This is a genomic window from Rhizobium sp. BG4 (assembly GCF_016864575.1).
In the GTDB taxonomy this organism is placed as follows: Bacteria; Pseudomonadota; Alphaproteobacteria; order Rhizobiales; family Rhizobiaceae; genus Rhizobium.
Genome location: NZ_CP044127.1, coordinates 681,540 through 696,387 on the forward strand (window position 1 = coordinate 681,540; position 14,848 = coordinate 696,387).

17 protein-coding genes and 1 pseudogene are annotated in these 14,848 nt (G+C 59.8%); 4 read left to right on the plus strand and 14 right to left on the minus strand.

Annotated elements, in window-relative coordinates:
* Positions 1–85: 85 nt before the first annotated feature.
* From F2982_RS30950 to F2982_RS30965, 4 genes are all read right to left on the minus strand, one after another.
* The gene (locus F2982_RS30950; protein WP_203431342.1) at positions 86–1,963 is read right to left on the minus strand and encodes an amidohydrolase; all 1,878 of its coding nucleotides are present in this window, start codon (positions 1,961–1,963) and stop codon (positions 86–88) included.
* Positions 1,964–2,061: 98 nt separating this feature from the next.
* On the minus strand, positions 2,062–2,349 hold the full coding sequence (locus F2982_RS30955) for a XapX domain-containing protein (protein WP_203431343.1): 288 nt from the start codon (positions 2,347–2,349) through the stop codon (positions 2,062–2,064).
* 77 nt (positions 2,350–2,426) lie between these two features.
* Positions 2,427–3,116, minus strand: coding sequence for a hydrolase (locus F2982_RS30960; RefSeq protein ID WP_112717085.1), 690 nt, complete (start codon positions 3,114–3,116; stop codon positions 2,427–2,429).
* A gap of 272 nt (positions 3,117–3,388) precedes the next feature.
* On the minus strand, positions 3,389–4,324 hold the full coding sequence (locus F2982_RS30965; RefSeq protein WP_203431344.1) for a VOC family protein: 936 nt from the start codon (positions 4,322–4,324) through the stop codon (positions 3,389–3,391).
* A gap of 117 nt (positions 4,325–4,441) precedes the next feature.
* Between F2982_RS30965 and F2982_RS30970 the strand changes: the two genes are divergently transcribed.
* Complete coding sequence (locus F2982_RS30970; RefSeq protein ID WP_130279729.1) at positions 4,442–5,341, plus strand: LysR family transcriptional regulator; 900 nt, start codon at positions 4,442–4,444, stop codon at positions 5,339–5,341.
* On the opposite strand, the gene F2982_RS30975 is transcribed toward F2982_RS30970, so the two are convergent.
* The 3 genes and pseudogenes from F2982_RS30975 to F2982_RS30985 all read right to left on the minus strand — a co-directional run bounded on the left by F2982_RS30975 (position 5,328) and on the right by F2982_RS30985 (position 7,513).
* Entirely contained in the window at positions 5,328–6,059 is a 732-nt protein-coding gene (locus tag F2982_RS30975; RefSeq protein WP_203431646.1) for a gamma-glutamylcyclotransferase, read from the minus strand. The two genes, F2982_RS30970 and F2982_RS30975, sit on opposite strands and share 14 nt — an antisense overlap.
* A gap of 73 nt (positions 6,060–6,132) precedes the next feature.
* Positions 6,133–6,581, minus strand: a pseudogene (locus F2982_RS30980) (Rid family hydrolase).
* A 95-nt stretch (positions 6,582–6,676) separates the two neighbouring features.
* Entirely contained in the window at positions 6,677–7,513 is an 837-nt protein-coding gene (locus tag F2982_RS30985; RefSeq protein ID WP_246777694.1) for an alpha/beta hydrolase, read from the minus strand.
* 28 nt (positions 7,514–7,541) lie between these two features.
* Between F2982_RS30985 and F2982_RS32000 the strand changes: the two genes are divergently transcribed.
* The gene (locus F2982_RS32000) at positions 7,542–7,682 is read left to right on the plus strand and encodes a hypothetical protein (protein ID WP_246777695.1); all 141 of its coding nucleotides are present in this window, start codon (positions 7,542–7,544) and stop codon (positions 7,680–7,682) included.
* A 332-nt stretch (positions 7,683–8,014) separates the two neighbouring features.
* Here F2982_RS32000 and F2982_RS30990 read toward each other — a convergent pair whose 3' ends face one another.
* A complete protein-coding gene (locus F2982_RS30990; RefSeq protein ID WP_203431346.1) occupies positions 8,015–8,437 on the minus strand; it encodes a helix-turn-helix domain-containing protein in 423 nt (140 codons plus the stop codon).
* Positions 8,438–8,532: 95 nt separating this feature from the next.
* Between F2982_RS30990 and F2982_RS30995 the strand changes: the two genes are divergently transcribed.
* Both F2982_RS30995 and F2982_RS31000 read left to right on the plus strand, forming a co-directional pair.
* A complete protein-coding gene (locus F2982_RS30995; RefSeq protein WP_203431347.1) occupies positions 8,533–9,261 on the plus strand; it encodes an SDR family oxidoreductase in 729 nt (242 codons plus the stop codon).
* 372 nt (positions 9,262–9,633) lie between these two features.
* Positions 9,634–10,341 (plus strand): MipA/OmpV family protein, encoded by a 708-nt coding sequence (locus F2982_RS31000; RefSeq protein WP_246777696.1) that lies wholly within the window; start codon positions 9,634–9,636, stop codon positions 10,339–10,341.
* 17 nt (positions 10,342–10,358) lie between these two features.
* On the opposite strand, the gene F2982_RS31005 is transcribed toward F2982_RS31000, so the two are convergent.
* The 6 genes from F2982_RS31005 to F2982_RS31030 are packed head-to-tail and all read right to left on the minus strand — an operon-like array spanning position 10,359 to position 14,848.
* Complete coding sequence (locus tag F2982_RS31005; RefSeq protein ID WP_246777697.1) at positions 10,359–10,691, minus strand: EamA family transporter; 333 nt, start codon at positions 10,689–10,691, stop codon at positions 10,359–10,361.
* Between the two features lie 26 nt (positions 10,692–10,717).
* On the minus strand, positions 10,718–11,890 hold the full coding sequence (locus tag F2982_RS31010; RefSeq protein WP_203431349.1) for a GNAT family N-acetyltransferase: 1,173 nt from the start codon (positions 11,888–11,890) through the stop codon (positions 10,718–10,720).
* Entirely contained in the window at positions 11,871–12,686 is an 816-nt protein-coding gene (locus F2982_RS31015; protein WP_148195376.1) for an alpha/beta fold hydrolase, read from the minus strand. The genes F2982_RS31010 and F2982_RS31015 overlap by 20 nt, the downstream gene beginning before the upstream one ends.
* Entirely contained in the window at positions 12,676–13,551 is an 876-nt protein-coding gene (locus F2982_RS31020; protein ID WP_203431350.1) for a fatty acid desaturase, read from the minus strand. The genes F2982_RS31015 and F2982_RS31020 overlap by 11 nt, the downstream gene beginning before the upstream one ends.
* On the minus strand, positions 13,548–13,898 hold the full coding sequence (locus tag F2982_RS31025) for a permease (protein WP_203431351.1): 351 nt from the start codon (positions 13,896–13,898) through the stop codon (positions 13,548–13,550). Before F2982_RS31025 ends, F2982_RS31020 begins: the two co-directional genes overlap by 4 nt.
* The gene (locus tag F2982_RS31030; RefSeq protein WP_203431648.1) at positions 13,895–14,848 is read right to left on the minus strand and encodes an arginase family protein; all 954 of its coding nucleotides are present in this window, start codon (positions 14,846–14,848) and stop codon (positions 13,895–13,897) included. The genes F2982_RS31025 and F2982_RS31030 overlap by 4 nt, the downstream gene beginning before the upstream one ends.

Below are 14,848 nucleotides of genomic sequence, written 5' to 3' on the forward strand. Positions count from 1 at the left end.
GGAGTTTTCCCCTCTTATAAAACAAGCCTGGGGCAGCGGTCTCCCGCTGCCCAGGCCGATACGTCGTTCGATTATCGCGTCAGCCTCAAACGGCCCAGCAGGAGCAACCGAGTGCGCCGAAGAAGCCCTTGAGATCCGCGATCGGCAGCTTCGAGGTCCAGGCACCGGCATGGTCGTGGCTATGAACGCCGCAGTCGCTGGCGCAGCCGCAGGTGGAGATGGCCGTGCGGCGCAGCGAGCGTGCGCCCGCCCCTTCGGGTTCGCCCCAGGCAGCGTAGCCGCCGAACTTGCGCACCGGAGACCAATCCGGCATGGCGGGCGGGATATTGCTTTCGTCGTAGTTGGCGAAGTCACCCGAGCCGTAGACGATCTTGCCGCCGACCATCGTCAGATCGGAGGTCAGGAACGAGATCTCGTCCTCGGCGCAGGTGAAAAAGTCCTTGCTTGGCACCACGAGATCGGCGAACTGGCCTTTCTCGATGCGGCCCTTCTTGCCCTCTTCGTTGGAGAACCAGGTGACCTTTTCCGTCCACATCCTGAGCGCGGTCTCGCGGTCGAGGCAATTGGCACGCGGATAGAGCTGCATGCCGCCGACCGTTTTGCCCGTCACCATCCAGGAGAGCGATACCCACGGATTGTAGGAGGCGACACGCGTCGCATCCGTGCCGGCCGAAACATTGACGCCCTTGTCGAGCATGCGGCGGATCGGCGGCGTGGCCTCGGCAACGCCGTGGCCGTAACGCTCGACGAAATATTCGCCCTGATAGGCCATGCGATGCTGGGTGGCGATACCGCCGCCGAGTGCCGCGATACGGTCGATCGAGCGCTCCGAGATGGTCTCGGCATGGTCGAAGAACCAGTTGAGGCCCTCGAGCGGAATGTCCTTGTTGACCTTCTCGAAGACATCGAGCGAGCGCGAGATGGTTTCGTCATAAGTGGCGTGCATGCGCCAGGGCCAGCGGTTTTCGGCGAGAACGCGCACGACTTCCTCGAGCTCGCCTTCCATCTCCGGCGCCATTTCCGGGCGCGGCTGGCGGAAGTCCTCGAAATCGGCGGCGGAGAAGACCAGCATCTCGCCGGCACCATTGTGGCGGAAGTAGTCGTTGCCCTGCTTGTATTTGACCGAAGACGTCCAGTTGAGGAAGTCTTCCTTCTCCTGCTTCGGCTTCTGGGTGAACAGGTTATAGGCGAGACGAACTGTCAGCTGATTTTCGTCGGAGAGCTTCTGGATGACCTCGTAGTCATCGGGATAGTTCTGATTGCCGCCACCGGCGTCGATCACACCGGTAACGCCGAGACGATTGAGCTCGCGCATGAAATGTCGGGTGGAATTGACCTGGTAGTCGAAGGGCAGCTTGGGGCCTTTTGCCAGCGTCGAATAGAGAATGCCGGCGTTCGGCTTGGCAAGCAGCATGCCGGTCGGGTTGCCGTTGGCGTCGCGCGTGATCTCCCCGCCGGGCGGGTTCGGTGTGTCGCGGGTATAGCCGACGGCGCGGAGCGCAGCACCGTTCAAAAGCGCGCGGTCATAGAGATGCAGCAGGAAGACCGGCGTATCGGGCGCAACCGCATTGATCTCCTCGATCGTCGGCAGGCGCTTTTCGGCGAACTGGTGTTCGGTGAAGCCGCCGACGACGCGAACCCATTGCGGGGCCGGCGTGATCGCTACCTGACGCTTGAGCATGTCCATCGCGTCAGCCAGCGAACGAACGCCGTCCCAGCGCAGTTCCATGTTGTAGTTCAGACCACCGCGCACGACGTGGGTGTGGTTGTCGATCAGGCCGGGTAGGACGCGCTTGCCCTTGAGGTCGACGATCTTGGTGTCGGGGCCAGCGAGCGCCATGATCTCGGCGTCGGTGCCGACTTCAAGAAAGGTCCCGTCCTTGATAGCGACTGCGCTGGCAGTTGGATTGGTGCGATCGAGCGTGGTGATCAGACCGTGGTGGAGGATGAGGTCGGCGAACATGGGAAATGCTCCTGGCTTTATTATTAAGATTGATTTCAACGCCTTGCGCCGGGATCGACGGGCTGGGGCCCACCGCAAGCGAATCTCCTCTTGCGGTGTCAGCTATCGGACTTGTGCTGATCGTGGCGAGACAGGACAACGTCGTTGCGGCTCTCGCCCTTCGGCATATGGCCGAACATGTGCGGCTTGATCTGGTTGATCCAGGAGACGGCTGCGGGCTCCCTGCCGATCAGCGTCTTGGCGAAAGGAATGAGCTGTTCGCCAACCAGAATGCCAAGCAGGCCGACAAGGGCCACGATCGGCGGCGCGGGAGAGCGAACATTGAGCAGGCTGTAGACGATACCGACCAGAAGACCGGCGCCGATGGAAAGAATGTAGAGTTTCATGGGGGCATCCTCGACTGTGAATGAAGCCGCCTCCGCATCCGGACGTGCGATCCTGCGGAAGCGGCGGTGATGGGTGATTACTTGGCTGGGTTCGGGCCGATGCGCTTGCCGTGGCTGACGCGCTCGGCGCCGCCGTGGACATGCGTGACCGCGTAGTCGATGCCCATGCCGTAGGCGCCGGAATGTTCCTTCACCAGCGACGTGACCGCGTTATACGTCTCCTTGCGTGCCCAGTCGCGCTGCCACTCAAGCAGGACCTGCTGCCAGGTCACCGGAATTACGCCCGCCTGCACCATGCGGTCCATAGCGCGATTGTGGGCTTCCAGCGAGGTGCCGCCGGAGGCGTCGGCGACCATGTAGATCTCGTAGTCCGGGACGTCGTTGAGAGCGGAAAGCGCGAACGTCGTGTTGCACACTTCCGTCCAGAGACCGGAGACGACGATCTTCTTAGCGCCGCCGGCGGCATTCTTGGCAAGGGCGTCACGAACGTTCTGGTCGTCCCAGGAGTTCATCGACGTGCGCTCCAGAATGTCGTTCTCGGGGAAGACGCCGAGCAGTTCCGGGAAGGTGTTGCCGGAGAAGCTTTCCGTCTCGACCGTGGTGATCGTGGTCGGGATGTCGAAAATCCTGGCGGCCTTGGCGAGACCGACGACGTTGTTTTTCAATGTCTGCCGGTCGATCGACTGGACGCCGAAGGCCATCTGCGGCTGCTGGTCGATGAAGATGAGCTGGCTGTTTGCCGGGGTCAGGACTTGGAGCTTGGACATGGTACTTTCCTCGTGGTTGCGGCCCGCATGGGGTGCCTGAAAATCGATAGCGGCGGGCGGGAGCTTCCTGGCCCGCAGGCCGTTTCGCTCGCCGTCCTGGCTGCTGAAATCAAACCTAGCGTTCGACGCCGCGCTGCAGAATTGCAATAATTCTATTGAATGAATTGCGAAAAATGAAATAACCCTTGAGGATGCATGGGTCTGGATGTGCACGAAGGGCCGCGATCCTTGCCGATCGCAGCCCTCGTTGTCGTCAGATGTCTGGTATGCTCCTACGCAGCCAGGGGCACGAGGTTGGATTCTATTTCAGCGCGCATTGCCTCATAACGGCTGGGCAGCTTGAGCACCTCTCCGAGATGGGCGGTGTCCTCGTCTCGATTGAAGCCCGGTTCGTTCGTTGCGATCTCGAACAGAACGCCACCGGGCGTGCGGAAATAGATGGCCCAGAAATAATCCCGGTCTATGACCGGCGTGACCTGGTAACCGGTATCCATCAGAGCCTTGCGCACTTCGAGCTGCTGTTCACGGTTGTCGACGGCGAAGGCGATGTGGTGAACGGATCCGGCGCCCTGCCGGGCAAAGGGCGTCGTTGGCAGGAGCTGAAGGTCGATCGTGTCGGCGCCGTTTCCGCCCGGAATGATGAAGCGCGTGACGTCGCCTTCCTTTTCAGCGCGCTGGTAGCCCATGAACCCGAGCAGTTCTTCCGTCGCAGCCGTATCGTGCAGGCGGAAGCGAGCGCCGGCAAAACCGCGGATAGCAGCATCGTCCGGGATACCGCGACCAAGCCAGGGGGACGAGCGGCGGTCGTCGGCCGCTTCGATCAGCGCCAGGCTGTCGCCGTCCGGGCCCATGAAGCGAAGCCGCCTGGCTCCGAAGATTGTGTCTGCTTCCAGCCCATCGACGCCTTGCGAGGCCAGGCGGTCGCGCCAGAATTTCAGCGAACCTTTCGGCACGGAAAATTGCGTCTCGCCGACCTCGCCGACCCCGGGGCGGCCAAGCATCATGTTCTGAAAGGGAAAGTAGGTCATCACCGTCCCGGCGCTACCGGTCTCGTCGCCGTAATAAAGGTGATAGACGCTGGGATCGTCGAAGTTCACCGTCTGCTTGACGCGGCGCAGGCCGAGCGTATTTGTGAAGAAGTGGTTATTCTGGCGTGCGTCCGACGCCATAGACGTTACGTGATGCAGTCCCTTGATGTCCTTGATCATGTCGATGCCTTTCTCTCAGCACGGATGATTGTTGTGTGAAGGCAATCTAGGCCCGTTGATGACCAGGCGGAATTGCAATACTTGTTTTGAACGAATTGCGATTTTTGAAATAATGATATGAACGACTACAAGGCACTCCGCACCTTCCTCCTCGCCGCTGAGAAGCGGAACTTCGCCCAGGTGGCCCGCGAACTCGACATGACGCCCGCTGCCGTAACGCGAGCCATCGCCGCCCTGGAGGCAGAGCTCGGCGTTCAGCTCTTCGTGCGCACCACGCGCCAAGTGTCCCTCACCACCGACGGCGCGATCTTTGCTGCGCAGATCCAACCCGCGGTAAAGACGCTGGAGGATGCCCGACGCGAAGTGATGAACGCCCACAAAGCCGAGGAAGGACGCCTCAGGATCAGCGCACCGACCTGGTTCGGGAAGGTCGTGCTGCCGACGATCCTTTCCGGATTCAAGGAGCGCTATCCGAAGATCAGCTTCGAGATCTCCCTGTCTGACGGCCTGATCAACATCGTCGACGACGATTACGACCTGGCGATCCGCATCTCCTCGCAGCCCTCCGACAAGTTCACGATCTGGAGGAAGATCCGCGTCGTGCCGCGCATCCTTGTTGCCGCGCCCGGCAGCCGCTTCGTCACCATGTCGCATCCCAACGAACTGACGCCGGACGATTGCCTTGCCTATAGTGGAGAAAGCCGGCGGGAGAACTGGGTTCTGTCGGATGGTGGCTCAAGCATCGCAATATCGGCGGGGCGAGCGTTCAGCGCCAATAGCGGCGAGGTGCTCGCGGAAATGGCCGCAGACGGGGCAGGTGTCGCCCTGCTTCCGGGGTTCAACATCGCCGAGCACATCCGCAGTGGACGGCTCGTGCATGTGTTCAAGGGATGGGCGCCGCCAGATCTGTGGCTCACCCTTTACTATCCGCCCTACCAGGCTCTGCCGCCGCGTATTGCCTCCTTTTCGAAATTCTTCGAAGAGCAGGTGGCGGCGCATATGGTCATGCTGGATTGACAGGTAGCGGGAGAGCCTGAAGCTTCGTTGCCACAAGTTCCTGTAACTGCCATAGGTTCCGGTCGAAGATTTGGCGTTCTGCAAGATCAACGACGGTGCGATGCAGGTATTCCGCACAAGACCCGGCCGGTCCGCAGGCCTGGGCAATCAGCGCCGCCGCCTGTTCGAGAGGTACCTTTTGGGTCAGTGCTGACCGCGTCGGGCTTGCCCAGAATGTCAATGCGCGACGGGGTCCTGCCGGTGTCCGGACCCTGACCCAACGGACCATATCGCAAACTTCGACATAGCGGATTTCGCGGGCCAGGAGCCTACGTAGATCTTCCTTCTTCGACGCGCAGGCAAGCTTGAGGATCAGGCCGGTGCAGCTTCCTCCCGGCTGAAGGGCAAGCATAAGACCCGGCGCATCCGAGGTCGCCCGCAGCCGTTCGATCCTCAATGCGAACGCACGGTGCCATCCGAACGCGACGGCTCTTTCGAAGCCCGCCACGTCGAACCCGGGGTTCCACATCAGCGAGCCATAGGCAAACACCCAAATCTCTTGATCGCGCGCTTCCTCATCGACCCTCTGGACGAGCTCCTCGAGCTGGTTGGACGAGATGGGCGTCCAGTTAGGCTCCGGACCTTCGTCCGTAACAGTCCTCAAGGTCCTGGCAACGAGATCCGTGGTGAGATGCAAGGCGGATGGCGATCTCATCGTCGCTGAATATGGTCTTGGCATCGGGAAACCCATCAGGAAAGGTTCGCCGCGGCAGTGCATCACCCCGGCAACGCTTCGAGCGACTGTTGTCTAATCAGGCGACCGTGGCGTCGAGCACCGCGCGGAACGTGATCTCGACGATCTGTTCGGGGAAGGCGAGCGCACTCACTCCGATCAGGTTGCTTGCGACGGACGGAGTGTCCGTGCCGTACATCTCCTTGCGGACCTTTGATCCGGCTGCGAATGCACTCGCGACGTCGAGGACAAAAAGCGTCTCTTCGACAACGTCGTCGAGAGTGGCACCGAACTCAGAAAGAAGCTCTTGGCGTTCACATAGCTCTGACGTATCTGCGCCTCCATTGGCTCGAAGTCGACAGGACGGCCTTGCGCGTCAAGGGTGGCTGGCGCGACCATCTTGCCGTCGCCGTCTTGGCTTAACTGTCCAGAAATGTAGATCGTATCCTTGACCTGGACAGCCTGCGCGTAGCCGAAGGTTTGCTCCCAGGCAACGCCAAGGTTTGCGATTGTCTTTGTCGTCGTCATTACGTTTCCTATCGATATGCAGCGCGCTCGCGCGTGTGGACCAGCAATCCGAAGACGGCGGATGCGAGGGAGCCCGCACCCGCCGTCAATGCCGATCAGGCCCGGATGAAAGCCAACAGATCAGCGTTGAGAACGTCGGCGTTGACAGTCAGCATTCCGTGAGAGAAGCCCGGGTAGGTCTTCAGCGTGCCGTTTTTCAGGAGCTTGACGGATTTGTGGGCGGAATCTGCGATCGGGACGATCTGGTCGTCTTCGCCGTGCAGAACCAACGTCGGAACGCTGATATTCTTCAGGTCTTCGGTCTGGTCGGTTTCCGAGAATGCCTTGATGCCGTCGTAATGCGCTTTTGCGCCGCCCATCATTCCCTGACGCCACCAGTTCTGGATCACGCCTTCATGCACAGTCGCGCCATCGCGGTTGAAACCGTAGAATGGACCAGCCGGCACATCGCGGAAGAACTGCGCACGGTTTGCCGCAAGCGCCGAGCGAAAGCCGTCGAACACCTCCATCGGCAAGCCTTCGGGATTGGCCTCGGTCTTGACCATGATCGGCGGGACAGCAGAAACGAGAACTGCTTTGGCAACACGACCAGAAGGTTCGCCATGCTTTGCGACGTAGCGGGCAACCTCACCGCCGCCGGTGGAGTGACCGATATGGACGGCATTTTTCAGGTCCAGCGCCTCGACGACTGCGAAGGCGTCGGACGCATAATGATCCATGTCGTGGCCGTCCGACACCTGGGCCGAGCGGCCATGGCCGCGGCGGTCATGGGCGACGACGCGAAAGCCCTTCGAGAGGAAGAACAGCATCTGCGCGTCCCAGTCGTCGGATGAAAGCGGCCAGCCATGGTGGAACATGATCGGCTGGGCATCCTTCGCTCCCCAGTCCTTGTAGAAGATTTCGACGCCGTCTTTGGTGGTTATAGTGCTCATGAACTCGTGTCCTTTGCTGGAGACTGTGGTGGGATCGATGGTGGCTGCAAGGCCGGAAGCGCGTGACATGGTTGCGAGCGTGACTGCGGCGCCTGCGCTCATCAACACGTTCCGGCGTGTGATCGATGTAAAAGCTTTCGTCATCGTGCGTCCTGCGATTTTTTTTTGAAACTCTCAGGCGAAGACGTCTTCGTCTGACAGGTGCGATATTGCCGCCAGAACCGCGGATCAACAATTGATTGAATAGTGTTGAGTTTGTTGCGTCTGGCGAAACAATCCGCAGCCTCGGCCAGATCATGCGTGGAAGACCCGACTTCAGGAACGTCACCGCTGACCCATGAATCTGCGATGCACCGGCCGGACGCGAGCGCGCACCGTCGTAACGACACAGGCAGCTGGGCTTGGCTTCGTTGCTCACGCGAGGCAGGTTGTGAAAGCGCTGCGTCCCTCAAGGCCCTGCCAGCCACAAAAGGCATGTCGACGATGCAAAGCGCCAAGCGATCAACGTTTGCCGTTATCGTAGTCGTGCTGCGCTTGCTCCAGCTCGGGACCGTAGGTCATGGACCATGTGTAAAGGGCTTCGAACGGTTGCTGAAGCGAACGGCCAAGCGAAGTGATGGTATACTCCACCCCGACCGGTGTCGTCGTGGTCAGCACTTCACGACGGATCAGACCGTTGCGCTCCAGGCGCTTCAACGCCTCGGCGAGCGCCTTGTGCGTGATCCCGTCCAGACGCCGCATGATCTCGTTGAACCGCGACGGCCTTGAGCAAAGAACCGTCAGGATCAGCACCGACCATTTGTTGGCGATCTGCTCCAGCACCGGGCGCGCCTTTTCTACGTTCAATAGTGCCTCGGCTGCGGCAGCTTTGTGTCTTTCAGCAGAACAAGGCTTAACCGGAAAACCTACGTCGGTCCTTCGCATCGATATACTCCATGATATCTGCTTTACATATAGTACGTAATTGACCGTAGGTATAGAGTTTATATCTTCTGCCCATCACTATTGATGGAGTTGATGTGATGAGATTAGCAAACAAGATTTCCCTCGTAATCGGCGGCGTTGGCGGTATCGGCGGGGCCATATCGCATCGCTTTGCCAGCGAGGGCGCAACGGTTTACGCAACGAGCCGCAAGGGCGCAGAGACACAGAGGCAGCCGGGTGGCACTGGCACCATCCGCACCATAAAGGCCGATGCCGGAAACAATGCAGATCTCCAGCGCGTCTTCGAGCAGATCCGATCGGAGCAGGGCCATATCGACGTGCTTGTCGTCAACGCCGGGCTTTCTGAACACGCGCCTCTCGGAGCAATTTCCGAGGATCACTACGATCGAACGTTCGGCCTGAATGTCCGGTCTCTGCTGTTTGCGGCGCAAGGTGCCATTACCTTGATGCAGCCCGGGGCAACGATCGTGCTGATTGGCTCGATTGCCGGCGATATCGGCACCAAGGGCTATGGGGTCTATGGCGCCACGAAAGCTGCAGTCCGTTCGCTCACACGCACATGGGCCAACGAACTCGCTCCCAAGGGGATACGTGTCAACGTCGTAAGTCCTGGCCCAACCGATACCGCGATGATGGCTGCAGCCTCGCAGGAAATTCGAGACGCACTGTCCAGGATGATACCGCTTGGGCGGATGGGCAAACCTGAGGAGGTGGCGGCCGCGGCCCTGTTTCTGGCCAGCGACGAAAGCAGCTTTACGACAGGCGCGGAAATAGCCGTAGACGGAGGCATGGCACAGGTCTGATGCCCATCCCTGTTATCCGCCGGAGACAAACTCGGCGCTAAAAAGCGCGCGAGCCATCAAAGGACCTCTTCCAGTGATGATGGGTGCATCATCACTGGAAGCAAGGCCCAGGTGAGGCGCTGTCTGCAGTGGCTTTTTCCTGCGGGACAAGCCCAAACACAGACAGGCCTTGGGTTCGACCGCCCGCCTGCTGCTTGACTCCTGCAAGCAGGAAGGCACTATCGAGTGCGTGCGTCAGTATCTGGTACAGGCATGACCGGCATCAGTCGATTGGTTCAAACAAGTCTTGTTGTCACACTCCTTCTTCCGGCTGCCACGGGAAGGGCATTTGCTGGAGATAAAGCAGCCGTTGTATCACCGGACAGCTGGGTCGTGACGCTCGGCGCCAGCATCGAATATGGCCCAAAATTTCCCGGATCGAGGCATGACGGTTTCAGCGCCATCCCGTCGTTCGATATCAGGCGCTTTGACGAACCCGATGAGCCGGGTGCTCCCGACGACAGCATCGACTATGGCCTTATTGGTCTTGGCGGCTTCGAAGCTGGGCCAGTGCTCGGTTTTCGCGATTCCCGGTCCCGTTCCGACGACCAGAGGCTCGCCGGTCTTCATGCGGTTCATTGGGACGTGGACGCCGGCGTCTTTGCGCAATATTGGGCAATACCAGACGAGCTGCGTATCCGCACCGAAATCCGCCAGGCGCTGTCGAATGGCAGCGGTCTGGTCGCCGATCTCGGCATCGACTGGTTCCAGTCGTTTGGCGACAAGTGGCTGCTTTCGATCGGACCGCGCGCATCATTCGCCGACGGCGCCTACATGCGCAAATACTTCTCTATTTCGTCAAGCGAAGCAGCCCAGAACGGGGTTTTGCCCGCTTTCGATGCCACCGGCGGCCTGAAATCGGTCGGACTTACCGTTTCGGCGTCTTATGACGTGACGCCGACCCTGTCGCTGCAGCTCTATGACCGGCTCGACAGACTGACGGGCGACGGCGCCGACAGCCCGATCACCTCGAAGCTCGGCGACGCGAACCAGAACATCATCGGCATTTCATTGAACAAGGCCTTCAGCGTCGGCTTCTGACCCGACACCTTCGATTTTCAATGCGATGGCACGGCCGTTGCGATGCACCAGATGCCGATCAGGATCAGACCGCTGCCTGCGAGCTGGAGCACGCTCACCGGCTCGCCGAACGCAAGCCAGGCGACGGCCATCACGAAGACATAGCTGATGGCCGAAAGCGGGAAGGCCTTGCTGATATCGAGCTGTGACAGAACTGTCATCCAGATAGCAAAACAGGCGATCTCAGCAGCGATCGCCGCGAAAAACCAGGGAGACGACAGGATCTGAAACAGCCACTCGCCGTGGGTACGAGCCGCCTCTTCGGCGCTGCGTTTCAACAGCAGCTGCTGGGCTGTGTTCAATAGCGGCACTGCCAACCATATCGGCCGGATCGCATTCACGTCATCACCTCGGCACCGTCATCGCCACTGAAGAAGGGCGATACGGTCTTCAAAACAAGCTGAAGGACCGCATTGCGATGGCGAAAATACATCGCATTGGCCGTCAGGCTGCTACCGAGCCGGACCTTGTTGCGATAGTAGGCCTGACCGCTCTGGTAGCGACCGATACGGTGCCTGAGGCAATATTCGAGGTTGGTGAACCAGCTGAGATAATAAAGGTTGTGGGCCCTGCCCCTAGGGGCATCCATGCAAAAGAACTTGTCGATGAGCCTGGACCCGTCACAAACCATGACATTGGCTGCCAGCAATTCGTCTTCGACGAAATACATCGTGCAGAAGGACCGGCCGGGCATCCCCTTCAGCAGACCCTGGAAATAGGCAGGCGTCAGCTCTTCAAACTGCCATTCGCTGCGTTCTCGCGTCTCCAGATAGAGTTGCATCACGCGAGGCAGCCATTCGCCGAAATCGCTGCGATATTCGATGCGCACGGTGCCGCGGCCCCGGAGCTTGCGCCGCATATCCTTGCGGGTCCCCGCCGACAACCTCGAAAGGTAGTCATCGAGCGTATCGAAGTCGATATCAAGGAACGCTGTCGGCATGCTGACGATCTCAGCATACCCGCCGTCAGACAAAACGCGCGTCACACCCAACGGCAGCGGTAGCGCCAGATCCTTCATCGCGATCAGCGAACAGCCCTCGGCCTGCGCATGCGCTTCGAAAGCGGCGAGAAGCTGCGCAAAGAGCTGTGGCCGGCGACTCTCGGAGATCCGCGGATGAAAGCCGATCATGCCGGTTTCCGTGCAGGGCGAACCAAGGCAGGCCAGGCGCAGCGTCAGAAATTCGGGGAAAAGGCAACGGATCCTGCCCACCGAACGTCTGATGCGGCCGGGCTGCAATGTCGTTTCGAGCGCGTAGCGGCACAAAAAGGCGGGCATCGCGGCAACGATCTCATCGTCTTCGCGCAATACGACATAGCGAAAGTCGAAACCGGCAATGCCGGCCTCCTCCACCACCAGCAGATAGTCATAGGTCTCGATCTCTTTCGAAAAGCAGATGTTCCAGGCGTGCCTGTCCAGCATACGGATGCTCGAAAGCAGTGATGCGACTGGTGAAGGTCCGCCGGATCCGGCATGCTCGGCTGTGCCAATCTCAAGCGCTTGCTGCTGCATGTTCCGCCTCGAAGAATTCGGCTGTCATGTCGGCCACATGCCTGTGCTGGCGATCGACATGGATCATGTGATAGCTGTCATCCAGCCAGCGAAGCTCGCGACGCCCGCCGATATTGGCTGCGATGTACTGGGCGTGCGACGGACCGCTAAGGTCGTCTTCACGTGAATGAACGATCAGCGTCGGCGTTCGCATGTCAGGAAGCCTTGCCTTGAGTGCTCTTCCAAGTTCATGCATCTCGATGAGACCGCGCCCAGGGAAGGTCTCGAGCATGCCCTCGCCGTTCATGCCTGCCACCATGCGACGCATTCGCTCATCCTTGATGCCGAGCGAAGGTGTTTCGCGAAAGTTCAAGCGGCCGATAAAGGGGATAAACGATATCCAGCGGATATGCGGCGAAAACAGCGCGTAGTACCGGGGCACATCCCAGCCGTCGTAATGAAAACAGGGAGAATAAACGGCAACGGCGCGGATCGACATCGGATTGCGCTCTGCCGCCATCATCGCGAGCTTTCCGCCAACGCAGATGCCGGCGGCAAAGACTGCGTCGCACCGCTCGCCCATGAGGTCACTGGCGGCCTCGACACTGTCGAGCCAGTTCTCCCAGCGCGACTTGCGCAGCACCGCCTCGTTCTCGCCATGACCGGCCAAGAGCGGCGCATAGACGCTGAAGCCGCGGCGATGGAGTTGCCGGGCGACCAGCCGCATCTCGGCAGGGGCCCCCGTCAGGCCGTGGACAAGGACAATGCCCCTGCCATTCGTGCCCTCGAGATAGAAGGAAAGTCCCTCAGCCGGCATCGGGAAATTCCCCCGGCTGCCGGTTTTCCTTCGCCATGAAGCCGAGCGCATGGCAGGTGCTGATCACATGCGTGCCGGCCGCAGCCTGGTCCTGCTTGATCTGCTCGTGGAAATTCTTCAGCTTGGTCCAGTGGGTTTTCGGACGATAATGATGTTCGGCGTGATATCCATTGGCGAACCAGAGCCAGTTGTAGAGCCTGTTGTGGCTGCTGACGCCCCAGGCGATCGGTTCGTCAGGGTCGCCGTGCAGATGCTCGTAATAGCCATTCAGTGACGAGAGGCAATTTCCAAGATAATAGAACGGTAGAAAGAACAAGGCAGCCTTCCAGTCGTAGACCAACGCCAGAAGCACGAAGGCGCCAACGCAAACCAGCTCGAAACGCCCCCATCTTGCTTCGGCCGGCCGTTTGCTGGCGATCGCGCGGTGAATGTCACCGATGTCGTCGCGAAAGAAGCTCAGAAACGTGTAGGAAAGGACGTTCTCCGGCTCGCCGTTCTTGCCATGCTTGTAGATCGACAGCATGTCGATCGTCTCGCCCCTGTCGTTGGGCCGGTCGCTATTGCCGGAGTGATGGCGCATGTGCACGAAGTGATAGTAGGTCTGCGAAAAGCCGATCGTCACCGATTCCAAAAGGCTGAAGAGACGGTTCATCCATCTCGATCTGAAATAGGGCGTGTGAATGAAATTATGCGAGATACTGTTGATGTTCCAGGATATCGATAGAGCATAGAGTGACCCAAGCGCCGCCGATAGCCAGAGCGGTCGGCTCTCAAATCCGGCAATCAGGTCGATGTTGAAGGCCAGATGCGCCGTTGCGGCCAGCACCGGAACGATATCCCATTTCGAATAGGCGAAGATTGTCATAGTCCCGTCGCTCCAACACAGACCACGCCAAAGGTCACCAGGGCGATGCCCAGGACATGGCGACGATTGATAGTTTCCTTGAAGATGATCCCGCCCGCGAGCGCGATCGCCGCATAGCTCAGCGCCATCAGCGGAAAGGCGACCGACAGCGCCACTTCCTCAAGCACGCGCGTCCACATTACCAGTTCGACGGCCCAAAGGAGGATGCCGAGCCAGATTACCTTGTTGCGCAGGTCCGCAAACAGCGCACCGGTGGCGCCGCGCTTGAAGCAGATCTCCCGGCCGGTTTCGGCCAGGATGCAGAAGACGATGACCCCGGTCGTCCATTCCGAAAGACCCCCAATCATGGCATCAGCTCCGACAACACCTCCAGCAGCGCATGGTTGGCGGCACTGTTGATGTTGCGCACCGCCGCCTTGTCGCGTCGCCGCAACGGCTGATCGATCAGCACTTCGGCCGTCTTCATTGCACGGGTATAGAGATTGCCGCTGTAATGCGGAGTTGAGTAGTCACCGGTAACATCGGCGCCGATGACGCGATATTTTTCACCGATCTCGCTCAAGAGCCAAAGCACGTAGGGAAGCCGCATATGGCCCTGATCCCAGTTTGTCACCGCATCGGCATTCGTCAGCACGTCCTTGTCGATGGTAATGTAAACCGCCTCGGTCTTGATACGGCCGAGCAACCGGTCGAGGAAATTGGCCTCGCCGAGTTCTGATATCGACTGCCAGTGCAGCGCACCGTCGATCTGGCTGAAGCTCGCTCCAGACCCATAGCTTGATGTCACCCTGCTCGGTGGATGGTCATAAGGGTAGAGTTCCAGCCGTCCATCGGTCAACGGTACAAGATTGGCGCCCTTTTTCTCGGGCGACTTCAGATCATGACTGCAGACGCCGAGGGTAATCACCTTTTCGACGAGCGGCTGCTCCAGCGCCTTGTTAACCCAGGAGCCGCAATGCATGCCATCGCCGAAATGTACCCAGTCGGGGTGATTGTCGATATGGATCACAGTTACGGGCCGGCGGGCACGCTCAAGCGCCAGCGACAGCAACAGCGCCGTCACGTGATGGAAATCGCCAGAACCCATGAAGCAGAGCCGCGATTGATCGCCCGACGGCGACCCTATCCGTGCCAGGCGTCTCCTAAGGGCATCGAGCGCGCGGCGCCGGCCCCAGAGCCTGACTGCGCGCCCGCATTCCTTGTCGCTGACTTCGTGCGCGCCTGCCATTATGCAAGACTGCACAAAGTCGGGCTGCAACTCCAACGCATCATCCAGATGAAGGAGAAGCAGTTGCAC

Bases quoted from the DNA above. Each gene is read 5' to 3' on its own strand.
- F2982_RS30955 (WP_203431343.1), bottom strand. From the start codon at position 2,349: ATGAAACTCTACATTCTTTCCATCGGCGCCGGTCTTCTGGTCGGTATC.
- F2982_RS31015 (WP_148195376.1), bottom strand. From the start codon at position 12,686: ATGCCGGCTGAGGGACTTTCCTTCTATCTCGAGGGCACGAATGGCAGG.
- F2982_RS30965 (WP_203431344.1), bottom strand. From the start codon at position 4,324: ATGATCAAGGACATCAAGGGACTGCATCACGTAACGTCTATGGCGTCG.
- F2982_RS30985 (WP_246777694.1), bottom strand. From the start codon at position 7,513: ATGAGCACTATAACCACCAAAGACGGCGTCGAAATCTTCTACAAGGAC.
- F2982_RS31025 (WP_203431351.1), bottom strand. From the start codon at position 13,898: ATGATTGGGGGTCTTTCGGAATGGACGACCGGGGTCATCGTCTTCTGC.
- F2982_RS31010 (WP_203431349.1), bottom strand. From the start codon at position 11,890: ATGCAGCAGCAAGCGCTTGAGATTGGCACAGCCGAGCATGCCGGATCC.
- F2982_RS30990 (WP_203431346.1), bottom strand. From the start codon at position 8,437: ATGCGAAGGACCGACGTAGGTTTTCCGGTTAAGCCTTGTTCTGCTGAA.
- F2982_RS30950 (WP_203431342.1), bottom strand. From the start codon at position 1,963: ATGTTCGCCGACCTCATCCTCCACCACGGTCTGATCACCACGCTCGAT.
- F2982_RS30960 (WP_112717085.1), bottom strand. From the start codon at position 3,116: ATGTCCAAGCTCCAAGTCCTGACCCCGGCAAACAGCCAGCTCATCTTC.
- F2982_RS31020 (WP_203431350.1), bottom strand. From the start codon at position 13,551: ATGACAATCTTCGCCTATTCGAAATGGGATATCGTTCCGGTGCTGGCC.
- F2982_RS30970 (WP_130279729.1), top strand. From the start codon at position 4,442: ATGAACGACTACAAGGCACTCCGCACCTTCCTCCTCGCCGCTGAGAAG.
- F2982_RS30975 (WP_203431646.1), bottom strand. From the start codon at position 6,059: ATGCCAAGACCATATTCAGCGACGATGAGATCGCCATCCGCCTTGCAT.